The sequence below is a fragment of the Chryseobacterium lacus genome, assembly GCF_003336205.1.
Lineage (GTDB): Bacteria > Bacteroidota > Bacteroidia > Flavobacteriales > Weeksellaceae > Chryseobacterium_A > Chryseobacterium_A lacus.
This window is the reverse complement of the sequence record NZ_QPIE01000004.1, coordinates 226,793-243,156: the sequence shown is the minus strand read 5'-3', so window position 1 is coordinate 243,156 and position 16,364 is coordinate 226,793. Positions and strand designations below refer to the sequence as shown.

Here is a 16,364-nt window from a genome sequence, read left to right as displayed (position 1 = left end):
TTATTCTTTAGCCGTTCCGTAACCTTTTACAATTCCGCGCGGAGAATTTTTGATAAACTCCAAAATCTCGTCGCGTTCCGCAGTGGGCAGCATTTCTTTTTCGATAAGGCTCATGGCTTGTGAAACATTCATTTTCATTTGAAAAAGGTAGCGATAAATCTTCTGAATTTCGAATATTTTTTCATTGGCAAATCCCCGCCGTCTTAATCCAACAGAATTAATTCCGGCATAAGACATTGGTTCCCGCGCTACTTTTATGTAAGAAGGAATATCTTTTCTCACCAGTGTTCCGCCGGAAATCATGGTGTGTTTGCCAATTTTACAAAATTGCTGAACGGCAGAAAGTCCGCCCATCACCGTATAATCTCCTATCTCTACATGACCGGCGATGCCGCATCCGTTCACAATAATCACATGGTCGCCCAAAATGCAGTCGTGGGCAATGTGAGAAGTGGCCATAATGAGGGCGTCGTCGCCTATTTTGGTATATCCTAAAGCTTTGGTTCCCCGATTGACGGTAACGCATTCCCTGATGGTAGTGCCGTCTCCGATAATCACCTGAGTATCTTCGCCATCGAATTTTAAATCCTGAGGAATAGCTGAAATAACGGTTCCCGGGAAAATACGGCAATTTTTGCCAATCCGCGCTCCGTCCATTATTGTAACGTTAGGACCGATCCAGGTGCCGTCACCAATTTCCACATCAGCTGCAATGGTGGTAAAAGGTTCTACCACTACATTTTTGCCAATTTTTGCACGCTTATCTACGGCCGCTAACTGATGAATCATTTATTCAATATTATTTTTTGCCACCTGTGCCATAAGCTCAGCTTCTACTACGATATTTTCTCCCACATATCCGTATCCCTGCATGTGGACAATTCCCCTTCTGATAGGCGATATCAGTTCTATTTTAAAGACAAGCGTATCTCCCGGAACTACTTTTCGCTTGAATTTTACTTTATCCATTTTAATGAAATACGTAGAGTAATTTTCCGGATCGGGAACACTTGCCAAAACGAGAATTCCGCCGGTTTGCGCCAAAGCTTCTACCTGAAGAACACCCGGCATTACCGGTTCTTTTGGAAAATGGCCTACAAAGAATGGCTCATTAAATGTTACATTTTTCAATCCTACCACATGTTTATCGGAAAGTTCCAGAACTTTATCGATGAGAAGGAACGGATACCGGTGCGGCATCAATTTCATTATTCCGTTAATATCGAAAACCGGTTCTTTATGAATATCGATATCCGGAACATTTCTTTTCTTCTGAAGTTTCCACTGGCGGTTCAGTTTTTTCGCAAACTGAGTATTCACAAAGTGGCCCGGTTTGTTGGCAATCACTTTTCCTTTGATTTTAACCCCTACCAATGCAAGATCGCCAATAACGTCCAGAAGTTTGTGACGGGCTGCTTCGTTAGGATAATTTAAAGTCAGGTTGTCCAGAATTCCGTTCGGGCGAATGGATATTTTTTCTTTGCCAAAAGCTTTTCTTAGTTTTTGTGCTGTTTCCGGAGTTAATTCTTTGTCCACATACACAATCGCATTGGAGATATCACCACCTTTGATGAGACCTGCATCCAGAAGCATTTCCAATTCATGAAGAAAACTGAAGGTTCGTGCCGAAGCAATTTCTTTTTTAAATTCTGAAATATCTTTCAGTGTGGCATTCTGTGTACCCAGCACTTTGGTTCCGAAATCCACCATCGTAGTCACCTCATAATTTTCGGAAGGAATAATCGTGAGTTCTGATCCCGTATTCGGATCTACATAATTCACAACTTCCTTCACGATAAGGTATTCTCTGGCAACTTTTTGCTCCTCAATACCCGCTTTTTCGATGGCTTCCACAAAATACTTTGCAGATCCGTCCATAATGGGAGGTTCCGCACTGTTCATTTCGAGGTAAGCATTGTCTACATCGCACCCAACAAGTGCTGCTAAAAGATGCTCGCAGGTATGGATTCTGACACCGAGTTTCTCCAGAGTAGTTCCCCTGTCGGTGGTCGTGACATAATTGACATCAGCTTCAACCTGAGGATTTCCTTCCAGGTCTGTTCTTATAAAAACAAAGCCTGTATTTTCTTTAGCTGGCTTTATCGTCAGTGTTACTTCTTTGCCGGTATGCAGACCGATTCCCGAAAGAGAGACTTCTTCTTTCAGGGTTTTTTGCATATCACTCATTGGATTTTTCTTTTGCGTTTCTTTCCAGAATATTAATTCTATTTATAATTTCTGTAAAATTTTTAAAATGTACATAATTTCTGCGGAAATCTCCTGCATTCATCGCAGGCGAACCGTAGAGGACTTCTCCGTCGGCTGCACTGGTATTCACTCCGCTTTGCCCTTGGATACGGACTTTATTTCCGATCTGAATATGCCCGACGATTCCGGTCTGTCCGCCGATCATGTTCCAGTCTCCTACCGTAGTGGAACCTGCAATACCTGCCTGAGCAGCAATCACGTTGTGCTCGCCTATTTTAACATTGTGTGCGATTTGAATAAGATTGTCGAGTTTGGTTCCCTTTCCGATAATGGTGGATCCTATGGTACCCCGGTCGATAGAACAATTGGAACCTATTTCGACATCATCTTCGATCACTACATTTCCCAACTGCGGAATTTTGGTATATCCTTTTTCGGAAGGCTGAAATCCAAAACCGTCGGAACCGATAACAGCGTTAGCATGAATCGTACAGTGATCGCCGATTACCGTATAATCATAAATTTTCACACCACAGTCTATTCTGCAGTTCCTACCAATTTTCACATTCTTACCAATATAAACCTGAGGATGTATCTGAGTTTCTTTTCCAATTTTAACTTCTTCGGAAATATAAGTGAACGCACCGATATAGACCTTCTCCCCGATTTCGGCAGATTCATGAATATAAGAACCTTCTTCTACACCGGTTTTTCTTTCACGCATCTGCTCATAGAGATTCATCAGGACCTGGAAAGAAAGATAAGCATCTTCTACGGCAATAATGGTAGGCGTATAGGAATCTTTGGTTAATAAATTTTCTGAAACCACCAGCACAGAACACGCTGTAGTGTTGATATAATGAGCGAAACGGTCTTGGGCAATAAAGGAAAGATGGCCCGTTTCTCCCCTTTCAATAGGAGAAACTCCGGTAATAACGGCCTCCGGGTCGCCTATGATTTTTCCGTTGATAAAACCTGCAATCTGCGCTGCTGTAAATTCCATATCCTGCAAAGATAATAATTTCCCTAAAAAACGATAAAAGTATGCAAAAAAGATTACGTTCCACTTTCTCCGGGAAAGGACAATATATAACGTGTACTGCTTTCTGTAATGGAAGACGACAACAACTGCCCCTGATACTCATGAAGGAGCGTTTTTGCGCCGTTTTTTCCTAACAGATAAATCGGCTGATGTTCCGCACTGTATGGCAATAAACTTCTGGAAATTTGATCTACCAGAAGATGGCCATCTGTGGTATTGAGCCTCAGGTTGGCTTGTTCCGTTTTCTCTCTCATCATTTCCTGAGAAAAAGGTTCGGCGGAAATGATGGTTTTTGGGAGTTTTCTTCTGATAACACTGCGGCAGAGATAAGCCAAAATCGGATCTTCTGAATACTGCCATTCTTTCATCGCACTGATGATGTCATTATCGTCCAGTTCAGTAAACCGCTCCAAATCTTCATCGCTGGCCTTTTGAAATTCGTTTTTATATAGAAAATAACTAAGATGTTCCGAAGCTGGCAAAACCTTGCCCTGAGAAACAAGCCATTTGGCTCTGTCCAGAATTTTTACCAACAGAAATTCTGCCAGCGCCGCCGTTTTATGATAATACACTTGCCAATACATGAACATTCTTGCTGTAAGATAGTTTTCAATAGAATAAATTCCTTTAGCATCAATAACGAGCTCATCGTCAGACACATTCATCATGGAAATAATTCGCTGCGTATTGACATTTCCTTCTGTAACGCCGGTATAAAAACTGTCTCTTTTCAAGTAATCCAGACGGTCTACATCCAATTGAGAAGAAATAAGCTGATTGAAAAATTTGCGGTGATATTTTCCTTGAAACATTTGCATCGCGGTTTCCAGTTCTCCATTAAATTCAATATTAATTTTCTCCATGAGCAGCAACGACAGTTTTTCGTGATGCCATTGGTTCATCAACATATTTTCCAGTGCGTGAGAGAAGGGGCCGTGTCCGATATCGTGCAGTAAAATGGCGAGCATTGCCGCTTTTTCTTCTTTTTTTGAAATTTCTACGCCTTTCAGCTTCAAAGTTTCCAAAGCAGTGAACATCAAATGCATCGCGCCCAAAGCATGATGAAACCTCGTATGTGTAGCGCCGGGAAAAATTAAATTGAGCAGGCCGGTTTGAGAAATTCTCCGAAGTCTTTGAAAATAAGGATGTTCGATAACATCAAAAAGAATTTCATGTGGAATTTTGATAAAACCGTAAACCGGATCGTTAATAATTTTCAGTTTATTCTGCATCTGTAAAAACAAAAAATAGCGATTCAAAGGTAGCTAAAAAACACGTGAAACCTCGTACTTTTCAATGGTTTATTTGCTTTAAAATACTTTTTAAAATTAACTGAACTTTAACTTTATTTTTAAGAAATTGGAATTTATTTAAGAACATTTGTTCGTATTTTTGATGATCTTATTTACAACCGTTCCAATCAATGGAACAATAACCCTTACAAAAAATTTATGTCAGGAAAGATTTTATGGATAGATGATGAAGTAGATTTACTGAAACCTCATATTGTTTTTTTAGAAAACAAAGGATACCGCGTTACTCCAGTGAACAATGTCAATGAAGCTTTAGAACTGATGGACACTGAGAAATTCGCACTCACACTTTTAGACGAAAATATGCCCGGAATATCCGGGTTGGAAGCCATTCCCATGATTAAAGAGAAAGACAGCTCGCTCAAGATTGTGATGGTAACGAAGAGCGAAGAAGAACACATCATGGAAGAAGCGATTGGTTCTCAAATTTCAGATTACATCCTGAAGCCCGTGAATCCCAATCAGATTCTGCTTTCGCTTAAAAAAAACCTTCAGGAGGATGACCTCGTGGAGCAGAAAACCATACAAAGTTATCAGCAGGAATTCCGGAACCTTTCCATGGAGCTCTCCTATCTCCGGACTTATGATGAATGGGCAGAACATTACAAGAAAATCCTGAATTGGGAAATAAAATTCGATAAAGTTTCGGACAGTGAATTCGGGGAACTGCTTCAGGCTCAGAAAGAAGAGGCTAACATACAGTTTTCTAAATTCATCGAAAAAAATTATGAAGAGTGGCTACATGGAAACGATAAACCAATGATGAGCCATACTCTGTTTAAGGATAAGGTAAAATCTGAAGTAAAAAGTGATAAAGTACTTTTGCTTATGATCGACAACCTGCGCTATGACCAATGGAAAGTAATAGAACCGTTGTTCACCAAATTTTACAATAAAGTTTCTGAGGATTACTATTACAGCATTCTCCCTACGGCTACACAATACGCCAGAAACTCCTTTTTTGCCGGGCTTTTGCCTTCAGAAATTGAAAAACGTTTCCCCGAAAAATGGTTTAATGATAATGAAGAAGGAAATAAAAACGAATACGAACGTGATTTCCTAGAAGACCAAATGAAAAGGCTTGGATTATCAGATAAATCCATGAAGTACCTGAAGGTACTGAATGCCGATTTTGAAAGAAAAGTTTTGGATGATTTCAATCAGCATAAAAACAACGATCTCCTGGTGATTGTTTATAATTTTATTGATATTCTGAGCCATGCTAAAACCGACAACCACATCATAGATCAGCTGATTCGGGATGATAAAACCTTCCGATCCCTGACTTACAACTGGTTTGAAAATTCGTCTCTATTGAAGATCATCAAAGCTGCCGCTGAAAATAAATTCAGGCTTGTGATTACCACCGATCACGGCACTATCTACGTAAAAAAACCAAGCCGGGTGGTGGGCGACCGTGAAACTTCTACCAACATCAGGTACAAAACCGGAAGAAGCCTTACCTATGAAGAAAGCGATGTATGGGCGGTGAGCAATCCTGAAAAACTTTTCCTGCCGAAAGGAAACCTGAGCAGCAAATACATTTTTGCCAAAAACAATATGTTTCTGGCGTATCCTAAGAACTACAATCATTACGTGAACTATTATAAGGACACCTACCAACATGGCGGCATTTCTCTGGAGGAGTGCATTGTGCCGATCAGCATACTGGAACCCAAATAATTTTTTTTCATAGTTTATTTGATTTTTTGGGTTTCATAGGCGGAAAAAACGAATGTTTTTTCCGCCTTTTTATATGAAAAAACCTTCCGTTTCGGGAAGGCATTTGGTCTAAATTTCATTTTGCGCTACATATCATAGTGAGTGTAGGAAAGATCAAATAAGGCAAGCTTTTGGGAGCCTGATAGAAAATTATTTCTTAAGCGTAAGAATATATTCTACCATTTTCTTGGCGTTCTCTTTACTGAGTCCCGCATGAGGCGTCATTGGAATCTGCCCCCAGGTACCCACACTTCCGTCAATAATTTTCTGAGCCAGCATATCCATATCTGCTTCGGTATATTTATCCGCAATTTCCTGATAAGATGGGCCTACCAGTCTTGCATCAACTTTATGGCAAGTAAGACAATCCATTCCCTGAATCATTTTCAATCCTTCAGCACCAGGCTCAGTGGATATTTCCTCGGTGCTTTGGGCTACAGGTTCTTCCATCATGACGTTGGTTTCTACATTAGGATCTGTTTCTTTTTTGGAGCAGGAGGTGATCAATAATGCAGCAAAAAATACTATAACAATGTGTCTCATAAATTTTTTTTGTATATTTGAATAGTACAAATATAAGAAAAATATACTTTTATACTACCTAATAAAAGTCATATTAAGCTTATGACTGTAGTCATAAAGCCCATGAGCAGAACGGTGTTATTTTTGTTATCAATTAAATTAATATATAAATTCTATCATTATGAAAGTATTAAAGACACTAGCATTCTGTGCTTTTTCACTAGCTCTGACTTCTTGCGGAGGAGAAAAAAAGGAAAGTTCCATTCCAACAGCAGACAGTTCTGCACCTGCAACTGAGACAACAGCACCTGCAGGCGACAATGAATATGACCCTAGAAGAGGTTTAGGTAAATATGATGAAACAAATGTTGATGTATCAAGCTTTGACCCTGCCATGGCTGCAGAAGGTAAAAAAGTAGCTGATGTAAAATGCATGTCATGTCATAAAACTACCGATGAACGATTGGTTGGGCCAGGTTGGAAAGGAGTTACCGAAAGACAAACTCCTCACTGGATCATGAATTTCATTTCTAATCCGGATCCTATGATTGATGTAGATCCTGAATTACAGAAGCAGTTGGAACTTTGTTTGGTAAGAATGCCAAACCAAGGACTATCTGATGCCGAAGCCAGAAATGTCTTGGAATACATGAGAGAAATCGACGGAGCTAAGTAATTTTTTTTTGAATGGCATGTGTTCTTCACTTGCCATTCATTTACCTCATTTCAATTCTGAAAAGATAATCTTTTATATATGAAAACTTATAAGCAATTAGGTCTTGCTGCATTGGCAGCAGTAACCATCGTCGCATGTAAACCGAAAGGAACCGAGACGGCGGTAAGTGGCGATGCAGCCCAGAAAGTGTACGTAGCTCCAGGAAAACTGGATGAAGTTTATAACTTTGTAAGTGGCGGTTTCAGCGGACAGGTGAGCGTAGTGGGCTTACCAAGCGGCAGAACCATCAAAGTACTTCCCGTATTCTCCCAACATCCGGAAAACGGATACGGATACAGCGAGGAAACGAAGCCTATGCTCGAAACCTCTCACGGATTTATTCCTTGGGATGATCAACACCACCTTTCATTATCCCAAACCAACGGAGAGATAGACGGAAGATGGCTGTTTGCAAATGCCAACAACACCCCGCGGGTGGCCAGACTGGATCTGAAAACATTCAAAACAGTTGAAATTATTGAAATTCCTAATTCTGCAGGAAATCACTCATCTCCTTTCCTTACAGAAAATACGGAGTATGTAGTAGCAGGAACCCGTTTTGCAGTTCCGGCAGACGGACAGGATGATGTTCCGATTGAATCTTTCAAACAAAATTTCAAAGGATATTTGTCCTTTATTGGGATTAACAAAGACAGCGGAGAAATGGATATTACTTTCCAGATTGAAGCTCCCGGATTCAACTTCGACCTTTCGCACGCAGGAAAAGGAAAATCCCACGGCTGGTTCTTCTTCTCATGCTACAATTCTGAACAGGCCAACACGCTTCTTGAAGTTAACGCTTCTCAGAATGAAAAGGATTTCATCATGGCGGTAAACTGGAAAAAAGCCGAAGAATACCTGAAAGCCGGAAAAGGTAAAAAAATGGCAGTGGAATATGCTCATAATAAATGGGATGAAGAAAAACACATGGCGACTTCTACTATCAAAAAAGAAGTTATGGTACTGAGTGCGGAAGAGTTGAAAGACATCTGCTACCTTATTCCTTGTCCTAAATCGCCACACGGCTGCGATGTGGATCCTACCGGTGAGTACATCGTAGGTTCCGGCAAATTGGCCGCTTTAATTCCTGTATTCAGTTTTGATAAAATTCAAAAAGCGATTGCCAATAAAGATTTCGCAGGAGAATTTGACGGGATTCCGATTATTAAGTATGAATCTGCTCTTCACGGAGAAGTTCAGAAGCCCGGTCTCGGCCCACTCCATACCGAATTTGACGGAAAAGGGAATGCCTATACTTCCCATTTCGTATCATCTGAAGTAGTGAAATGGAATATTGAAACTCTGGAAGTTTTAGACAGACAGCCTACTTTCTACTCTGTAGGACACCTGATGGTAGTAGGTGGCGACAGCAGCAAGCCTTACGGTAAATATTTGGTAGCATATAATAAAATCACCAAAGACAGATATATTCCTGTTGGACCGGAACTTCCACATTCTGCGCAGCTATTTGACATCAGCGGCGACAAAATGAAACTTCTTCTGGATTTCCCGACGCATGGCGAACCGCACTATGCACAGGCCGGCCCGGCAGAACTCTTCATGAAAGACCAGGTGAAATTCTATAAGATAGACGAGAATAAACACCCGTATGTCACCAAAGGTGAAAACGAATCTAAAGTGGTTCGGGATGGAAATAAAGTTCACGTATATATGACCTCTATACGTTCTCACTTTGCACCGGACAATATTGAAGGAATACGCGTAGGTGACGAAGTTTATTTTCATGTAACCAATTTGGAACAGGATTGGGATGTGCCTCACGGATTTGCCATAAAAGGAGCGCAGAATGCCGAATTGCTGATAATGCCGGGTGAAACTGCAACCTTACGGTGGGATCCGAAGAAACCGGGAATGTATCCCATGTACTGTACCGACTTCTGTTCTGCACTGCACCAGGAAATGCAGGGATATGTACGCGTATCTCCAGCAGGAAGCAACGTGCCGCTGACGTATCATCTCAATAATAAAAAAGATAATGCGCAAGGGCCTGTAAAACAAGGTGAAGTAAAATAAGTAATCTATAAAAGGGCAGTTTCTCTGCCCTTTCTTTTTTCTGATTTCGCGTGCCAAGATAAGACACCAAAGATCAATATCAAAAAAAATCAAAAAATGAAAAATAATTCATTAACCACGCTGACCCGAGTATTGCTGCTGTTATGTGGTATCGGTTTAATTATTAGCATTTTCACTCCCATTTGGTCCATATATCTCAGTGCACCACAATATCCTGAGGGGCTTGCGATGTTTCTGCACGCCAATAAAGTCTCAGGAGAGTATGAAATTATAAACGGACTGAATCACTATATCGGGATGAAAGAAATTCATGCTGATGAGTTCTGGGAATTCACGTTTTTACCTTATGCACTGGGCTTTTTTGCTCTACTGTGCCTATTGGCTGCTCTTTTGAAAAACAAAACCATTCTGTACAGCGTTACCATTCTGTTCCTCATTTTTGGAATTGCCTTTATGGGAGATTTTTATTACTGGCTTTATGATTACGGACACAACCTTGACCCCAACGCAGCCATCATTGTTCCGGGAATGTCCTATCAACCTCCTTTAATTGGATACAAACAACTACTTAATTTTGAAGTTTGGTCGTATCCTAACATCGGCGGCGGAATCATGATAGGAGTTGCCGTTATTTTGCTTATCTTAGCCATTGTAGAATATAGGCGGGCAAAAAAAACAGTGTAAGAATAAACAAATTAATCCCAATCCTGACACAGGAAATTTTCATAAGAGATTTTTCTTAACAGTATTGGGATTTTCATATCATACAATCCCTTAATAATAAAAATATGAAACTAATCAAAAACTTATTCGTAGCCGGCGCAGCCACAATCCTTTTGGCAGCGTGTTCCGAAAGCGGACCCAAAGAAATTGCAACCGGGAAAGACCAGTGTGAAAATTGCAAAATGACCATCACCGAAGCCAAGTATGCTACACAACTGGTCACCGAAAAAGGAAGAAATTATAAATTTGACGACATCAGCTGTATGGATGATTATACGACTTCCAATACAGAAGTCGCTCAAAATTCAGACGAATATGTTGCTGACTTCCCTACCGGAATTTTCTTCGATCGCAGCACAGCAACCCTCGTCCAAGGAGGAAGCATTAAAAGTCCAATGGGAGGGAATACTCAGGCGTACAAAGATAAAGCAGCAGCAGAAAAAGCAGCAGCAGAACTTGGAGCCACCGTCATTCAATAACCACTATTCCATTTGATACGGAAAGAAAAGAAATAAAATGTATAAACTTCTGCTTTTATTTTTACCAATTTTAGCATTTTCAAATACCTTAAAAGTTGGTAAAAACGAACAATACAGAACTATAAAACAAGCTGTCGCGGCTGCCAAAAGCGGCGACAGCATTCTAGTAGAAAAAGGAATTTACAGGGAAGGCCCCATCCATCTGGAAAAATCTCTCACACTCATCGGCATCGGAAGGCCTGTGATAGACGGCGAACTGAAGAGTGAAATCATCACTTTTAAAGCCGACCGCATTACCCTGAAAGGATTCAAACTCATCAATTCGGGAAGAGACGAAATTAAAAGTATTTCCGCGGTACACATTTACACCAGCAGCAATTCAGTCATTGAAGATAATATTTTTGAAAACAATTACTTCGGAATCTACGTTCAGAGAGGCTACAGATGCCTGATTCAAAATAATAAAATAACCACCAACAGAGGAACTTCGCAAGAAAATATCGGTGACGGCATTCATCTTTTGGGAAGTTCTGAAATCTGGGTCAAAAACAATTATATCAGCGGGCATAAAGACGGAATTTATCTGGAAAAAAATAAGAGATGTTTTATTTTCAAGAATCTTTCCCGCAACAACCTTCGGTACGGACTTCATTTTATGTTTTCTGATGACAGTGTGTACACCGGCAATGTATTCGATAAGAACGGAGCGGGAGTAGCCGTGATGTATGCCATGAATGTGAGCATGTACAACAACCGGTTCATCAATAACTGGGGAGACAGCGTATTCGGCCTGCTGCTGAAAGAAATTTCCTACAGTAGAATAAAAGGCAACACTTTTGAGAATAATACGACGGCAATCTTTGCGGACGGCGCTACTAAAATCGACTTCTACAACAATCATTTTGAAGACAATGGATGGGCTTTAAAATTAAATTCCAACTGTATGGAAAACCGATTGTTTAGCAATAACTTTATCAACAATACTTTTGATGTAAGCACCAACGGAAGTACGGTGATGAACGATTTCAAGCAGAATTACTGGGACAAATATGCAGGATATGACCTGGATAAAGACAAAATTGGAGATGTGCCTTTTCACCCGTTAAGTCTGTACTCTGTTCTGGTGGAGCGTAATCCTGCTGTGATGCTGCTTTTCAGAACTTTTTTTGTGGATTTACTGGATAAGTCTGAAAAAATTCTTCCCAGTCTTACTCCGGAAAGTTTTGTAGACCGCGAACCCTTAATGAAACCCGTAGAGAGGTAATGGAGCTTACGCTTCATCTTTCAAACAAATTATCATGATAGAAATAAAAAATCTCACTAAAAAATTCAACAAATTTACTGCGCTGAACGATGTAAACCTCAGTTTCCAAAAAGGACATTCCATTGCGCTGATTGGTCCGAATGGCTGTGGAAAAACGACTCTCATCAAGTGTATTCTAGGACTGAACGTGTTGGAAACCGGGGATATTACCGTTAATAACGAAAGCGTAAAAGACCATTATAAATATCGGGAAACCATCGGATATATGCCACAGATAGGCCGTTATCCCGAAAACATGACCATTGAAGAAACCATCAAAATGATCCGCAATATCCGGAAAAATCACAATACCGAGGTGGATACAGAGTTGCTGGAAGCTTTCGAACTGGAAAAGATTTATGATAAAAAAATGAGCACACTCTCCGGAGGAACTACTCAGAAGGTGAGCGCCGTGCTGGCTTTTATGTTCAATCCGACTACGATTATTTTGGATGAACCCACTGCCGGCCTAGATCCGCTGGCTTCCGAAATCCTCAAAAATAAAATTATAAAGGAAAAAAATAAAGGCAAACTCGTCATCATCACCTCCCATCTATTGAGTGAACTGGATGACATCATCAGTGAAATTGTGTTTATGAATGAAGGGAAAGTGATCGTTCACCAGTCTGTAGACGACCTGAAAAAAGAAACCAACACCGGAAAAATCTCTGAAGGAATTGTTGCTATATTAAAAGAAATGAAGAAATGAACAAGATTGCACGTTTTATCTTATTTGATATTTTGAAAAACAAAACCATTATCCTGTACACGGTTCTGCTTTTCATTATTTCCTGGTCTGTACTAGGTCTGGAAAGTAATTTCACCAAAGCCACCCTCAGTTTACTGAATATTGTTCTACTCGTGGTACCTCTGATGAGTGTTATATTTTCTACGATTTATGTGTACAATAGTAGCCAGTTTGTAGAGTTGCTGCTCAGCCAGCCGGTTCCCAGAAGCAAAGTGTGGTTCAATATTTTTCTGGGACTTTCCACGGCGCTCGTTCTGGCTTTTCTTTTGGGTTGTGGAATTCCGATTTTGCTGTATTCATCTATAGAAACAGGAATGTCGCTCATTATCACGGGATGTTTTCTCTCGGTTATTTTTACATCACTGGCGATGCTGGCGGCCATTTTCAGCCGCGACAGAGCCAAAGGAATCGGAATCGCTATTTTTCTCTGGATTTTCTTTGCCATTATTTACGACGGAATTCTGCTGGTTTTGATATTCCAGTTTGCTGACTACCCTATTGAAGGCATCATGGCGACATTAACCGCCATCAACCCTATTGGGCTTTCCAGAATATTCGTCTTACTGCAACTGGATGTTGCTGCGATGTTAGGATATGCCGGTGCAGTGTTTCAACAGGTTTTCGGATCCGGTGGAGGAATGGGAATTTCGCTGGTGATTCTTTCAGCCTGGGCTATTGTTCCTTTTGTTTGGTCTTTGATCAAATTTAACAAGAAAAATCTGTAAATTCTGATTATTATAAAAAGATGATAAAACTCACGAAATCAATAACAAAAACATGATTCCAGTCATAAATTTGTTTGGTTTTTCGTTGTAATTTTATCTTCAGTTAAAAAGCTGTTCTCCTATACAATACCGAAAGAATTTTAAAAATATAGGTACTATGAAAAAATCTTTTTTTATTCTCGGATTGGCCACACTGGTTCTCATTTCATGCAAGAAAAATGAAACTGTGGCTACTACTTCAAACGCTGAAGTTACAGAAACACAGACCGTAGGCCAGGAAGGCGTTCTCGACAACGAAAGCACACCGGACATTGTAAAACTTGCCGCTTCCAATGAAGATCTTTCAACGCTTGTAAAAGCGGTTCAGTCGGCTGGCTTGGCTACTTCCCTTAGCAACGCAGGACCTTTTACGGTTTTTGCGCCGGTAAATGCCGCTTTCGACAAACTTCCTGCAGGCACCGTAGAGGATTTGCTAAAGCCTGAAAACAACGGAAAATTAAATGACATTCTGGGGCATCATACGTATGTAGGTGTTATCAAAACTGATCAGTTTTCTGACGGGCAAAATCTCGGTATGGTAGACGGAAAAAATATCACAATTAAAATGGTGGACGGCAAGCCTACCGTGAACGGAACGGTGAATATTATTGCATCCGTACCAGCTTCCAATGGAATTGTACATGTGGTGGACGGTGTTATTCTTCCTGAATAACTCCACTGGCGATAGTTAATTTGTTTAATGTTTTTGAATCCTTCCAGACTTTTTCGGAAGGATTTTTTAATACTGAAACGACTCAAAATCAAGAGAGTTGCACAGCAAGGAAATGTGTAAAAACTTTGCCAATGTTAATAGTGATTCTTCAGACCTGAAAAGCCCAATCTCTACTCCACTTTATCTGCCTTCTTCAACGTCAGTACCATCATCATAATTGCCAGCATCATAAGGACAGAAACGGCTAATAAAGTCTGGGCAGTATAAGGCAATGCAATGTATTTGATAGAGAAAATACCCATTAATCCGAGTACGGCTTCATTCAGAAAAATACCTAATAACAGGATTTTGAAGCTGTTCAGCACCATCGTATTCAGTTTGAAGATCTTGGAAGCAAGAATCTGATGAACCAGGAAAACTGAAATACACATCAATAGAATAAGATGGAGATAAGCAATCACCACATTTCTGAATCCGAAGGCAAACTGGCTGACCGCAGGAATATTGGATCCCAATTGAAGCGCTATTTTGACGAAAAATGCAAATCCTACATACAACAATGTAAACCGCTGTAAAGCAGAAAAATGAACCCTCAGCTGACCCCAATTTCTGCGGACAATCTGAAAAAGCTGCACCGAGGCAATGGTTTGCGCTATCGTTCCGATGACAATAAGGACGAAAAGCCAAACCGGCATTTTGAACCACAGTACTGATAAACCGTATCCTATAACACAACCCGAAAACATGAGCCAGAACATCCGCCTGTTTTCCAAAACCGGAATGGTACCACCTATATTTTTTAAAGTATTCAGCAGCAATCCAATGCAGGCAAACATGAAAAACCCGTTGTACTGAAAATGAAGATAATAATAGGTAGAACCTAAATAAAGATCCTGATTTACATTACCGGACATCATCATATAACTCAGCATAAAAACGCCTGCCGAAGAAATCACCGCGAAGAATAAACCTGCCAGAAACCAAGGTTTTGAAACGTCACGAACAGGTTTCAGGTCTCTCATCAGAAAATAGCCAAACACAAAACTTACCAGTAACGCTGCAGTGGAAGCCGCGATAGAAGCCCAGTAATAACCGCTGTACAGAAATGAAGGAATCATGGCATACGCGGAAATCATATTGATGATCAGTAAATAGTGATATTTTTTAAGCCGCTGTTCTTCCACAAAACCCTGAAGATAACGAATGATGAAAACATAAATAATTTGTGCAATCCAGCCGTAGAAAGCGAAATGCGAATGCGCTTCCTGTACATGCTTTTGGTCGACAAAAGGAAAAGAATAAGCTATTTTATAACGCATTAAAACCCCTAAGACGGCAACAATTAAAAAATTTATCAGAGAAAGCTTTAACCAATATGCTGTATTCTTCATAATAAAAATAAATTAATAGCGGAGATAAGGATGATATTTAAATGAAAATCTTTCCGCTGATGATTTCCAGTTTTCCTTCTTTTTCCATTTTTTTCACCGTACGGATGATGGTTTCAATGCGAAGCCCCGTCATATTTGACAATTCTTTCCGTGTAAGGTGGATAAAGATTTTTTCGTCTTTAGATTTTCCTTTTTCCTTTTTATAATCCAGAATCTGTTGAAAAACCCGTTCCTCGGGATTCAGAAAGACAATATTTTTAAGAGAAAGGCTTTTCCTTAGTGACTTTTGTGCCACAGAACAGGTGAATTCTAAAAGCTTTTGTGGGTGCAATAAGGCAAATTGTATGAAATCTTCGCGCTTTATTTTGACAATTTCCGCTTTTTCGGAGTACACCTCTACATTTCCGGGAAAAGGCTGCTGAAGCAACACCGCAGGTTCGCCAAAAAAATTCCCTGGCTGTACCTTATGCTGCAAAAACTCTTTTCCTTCTTCCGTAAAGTTGAATACATCCAATTCGCCTTCTTTCAGATAGAAAAAGTGCTGAGAGGTATCTCCTTCGGTCATAATCATATCGCCTTTATTATGCCTCTTTACCTCTGCCTTCGTAGCTTTTATCGTTTCATCATCAAACTGGAACGCCATTCACATGAGTTTTTTCAAATATAGTAAATCTTTAAAGTATAGAACAGAAAAATTGTCAAAAAATTTAATATTGAAACCCGTGTC

The 16,364-nt window shown here is 40.1% G+C and carries 16 protein-coding genes; 9 read left to right on the top strand and 7 right to left on the bottom strand.

The genetic code is table 11. The features are described 5' to 3' along the window. From lpxA to DQ356_RS06580, 4 genes are read right to left on the bottom strand one after another with little or no spacing between them, the layout of a single operon-like run. Nucleotides 1-789 (bottom strand): acyl-ACP--UDP-N-acetylglucosamine O-acyltransferase, encoded by a 789-nt coding sequence (lpxA, locus tag DQ356_RS06595; RefSeq protein ID WP_114303683.1) that lies wholly within the window; start codon nucleotides 787-789, stop codon nucleotides 1-3. Further along, the gene (locus DQ356_RS06590; protein WP_114303682.1) at nucleotides 790-2,187 is read right to left on the bottom strand and encodes a bifunctional UDP-3-O-[3-hydroxymyristoyl] N-acetylglucosamine deacetylase/3-hydroxyacyl-ACP dehydratase; all 1,398 of its coding nucleotides are present in this window, start codon (nucleotides 2,185-2,187) and stop codon (nucleotides 790-792) included. Beyond that, the gene (gene lpxD, locus DQ356_RS06585) at nucleotides 2,180-3,211 is read right to left on the bottom strand and encodes a UDP-3-O-(3-hydroxymyristoyl)glucosamine N-acyltransferase (RefSeq protein WP_114303681.1); all 1,032 of its coding nucleotides are present in this window, start codon (nucleotides 3,209-3,211) and stop codon (nucleotides 2,180-2,182) included. Before lpxD ends, DQ356_RS06590 begins: the two co-directional genes overlap by 8 nt. 53 nt (nucleotides 3,212-3,264) lie before the next feature. After that, nucleotides 3,265-4,482 (bottom strand): HD domain-containing protein, encoded by a 1,218-nt coding sequence (locus tag DQ356_RS06580; protein WP_114303680.1) that lies wholly within the window; start codon nucleotides 4,480-4,482, stop codon nucleotides 3,265-3,267. A 219-nt stretch (nucleotides 4,483-4,701) separates the two neighbouring features. On the opposite strand from DQ356_RS06580, the gene porX reads away from it, so the two are divergent. Continuing rightward, on the top strand, nucleotides 4,702-6,246 hold the full coding sequence (gene porX, locus DQ356_RS06575; RefSeq protein WP_114303679.1) for a T9SS response regulator signal transducer PorX: 1,545 nt from the start codon (nucleotides 4,702-4,704) through the stop codon (nucleotides 6,244-6,246). Between the two features lie 189 nt (nucleotides 6,247-6,435). Here the strand turns inward: porX and DQ356_RS06570 are convergent, their stop codons facing one another. Next, nucleotides 6,436-6,828, bottom strand: a complete 393-nt coding sequence (locus DQ356_RS06570; RefSeq protein ID WP_114303678.1) for a c-type cytochrome — start codon at nucleotides 6,826-6,828, stop codon at nucleotides 6,436-6,438. Nucleotides 6,829-6,988: 160 nt separating this feature from the next. On the opposite strand from DQ356_RS06570, the gene DQ356_RS06565 reads away from it, so the two are divergent. The 8 genes from DQ356_RS06565 to DQ356_RS06530 all read left to right on the top strand — a co-directional run bounded on the left by DQ356_RS06565 (nucleotide 6,989) and on the right by DQ356_RS06530 (nucleotide 14,246). Continuing rightward, on the top strand, nucleotides 6,989-7,483 hold the full coding sequence (locus DQ356_RS06565; protein ID WP_114303677.1) for a c-type cytochrome: 495 nt from the start codon (nucleotides 6,989-6,991) through the stop codon (nucleotides 7,481-7,483). A gap of 78 nt (nucleotides 7,484-7,561) precedes the next feature. Further along, the gene (nosZ, locus tag DQ356_RS06560; RefSeq protein ID WP_114303676.1) at nucleotides 7,562-9,556 is read left to right on the top strand and encodes a Sec-dependent nitrous-oxide reductase; all 1,995 of its coding nucleotides are present in this window, start codon (nucleotides 7,562-7,564) and stop codon (nucleotides 9,554-9,556) included. Nucleotides 9,557-9,652: 96 nt separating this feature from the next. Beyond that, nucleotides 9,653-10,240: a hypothetical protein gene (locus DQ356_RS06555; RefSeq protein ID WP_114303675.1), complete on the top strand. Its 588-nt coding sequence runs from the start codon at nucleotides 9,653-9,655 to the stop codon at nucleotides 10,238-10,240. A 104-nt stretch (nucleotides 10,241-10,344) separates the two neighbouring features. Next, nucleotides 10,345-10,758 (top strand): nitrous oxide reductase accessory protein NosL, encoded by a 414-nt coding sequence (locus tag DQ356_RS06550; RefSeq protein WP_114303674.1) that lies wholly within the window; start codon nucleotides 10,345-10,347, stop codon nucleotides 10,756-10,758. Between the two features lie 37 nt (nucleotides 10,759-10,795). Continuing rightward, nucleotides 10,796-12,022, top strand: a complete 1,227-nt coding sequence (locus DQ356_RS06545) for a nitrous oxide reductase family maturation protein NosD (protein ID WP_114303673.1) — start codon at nucleotides 10,796-10,798, stop codon at nucleotides 12,020-12,022. A gap of 34 nt (nucleotides 12,023-12,056) precedes the next feature. Continuing rightward, nucleotides 12,057-12,770: an ABC transporter ATP-binding protein gene (locus DQ356_RS06540; RefSeq protein ID WP_114303672.1), complete on the top strand. Its 714-nt coding sequence runs from the start codon at nucleotides 12,057-12,059 to the stop codon at nucleotides 12,768-12,770. Continuing rightward, a complete protein-coding gene (locus DQ356_RS06535) occupies nucleotides 12,767-13,534 on the top strand; it encodes an ABC transporter permease subunit (protein WP_114303671.1) in 768 nt (255 codons plus the stop codon). Before DQ356_RS06540 ends, DQ356_RS06535 begins: the two co-directional genes overlap by 4 nt. 157 nt (nucleotides 13,535-13,691) lie before the next feature. After that, nucleotides 13,692-14,246 carry a fasciclin domain-containing protein gene (locus DQ356_RS06530; protein ID WP_114303670.1) on the top strand — a complete coding sequence of 185 codons (555 nt, stop codon included), beginning with the start codon at nucleotides 13,692-13,694 and terminating at the stop codon, nucleotides 14,244-14,246. Nucleotides 14,247-14,416: 170 nt separating this feature from the next. Here DQ356_RS06530 and DQ356_RS06525 read toward each other — a convergent pair whose 3' ends face one another. After that, nucleotides 14,417-15,637: a hypothetical protein gene (locus DQ356_RS06525; protein ID WP_126723244.1), complete on the bottom strand. Its 1,221-nt coding sequence runs from the start codon at nucleotides 15,635-15,637 to the stop codon at nucleotides 14,417-14,419. Nucleotides 15,638-15,674: 37 nt separating this feature from the next. After that, nucleotides 15,675-16,280 (bottom strand): Crp/Fnr family transcriptional regulator, encoded by a 606-nt coding sequence (locus tag DQ356_RS06520; protein ID WP_114303668.1) that lies wholly within the window; start codon nucleotides 16,278-16,280, stop codon nucleotides 15,675-15,677. Nucleotides 16,281-16,364 lie beyond the last annotated feature (84 nt).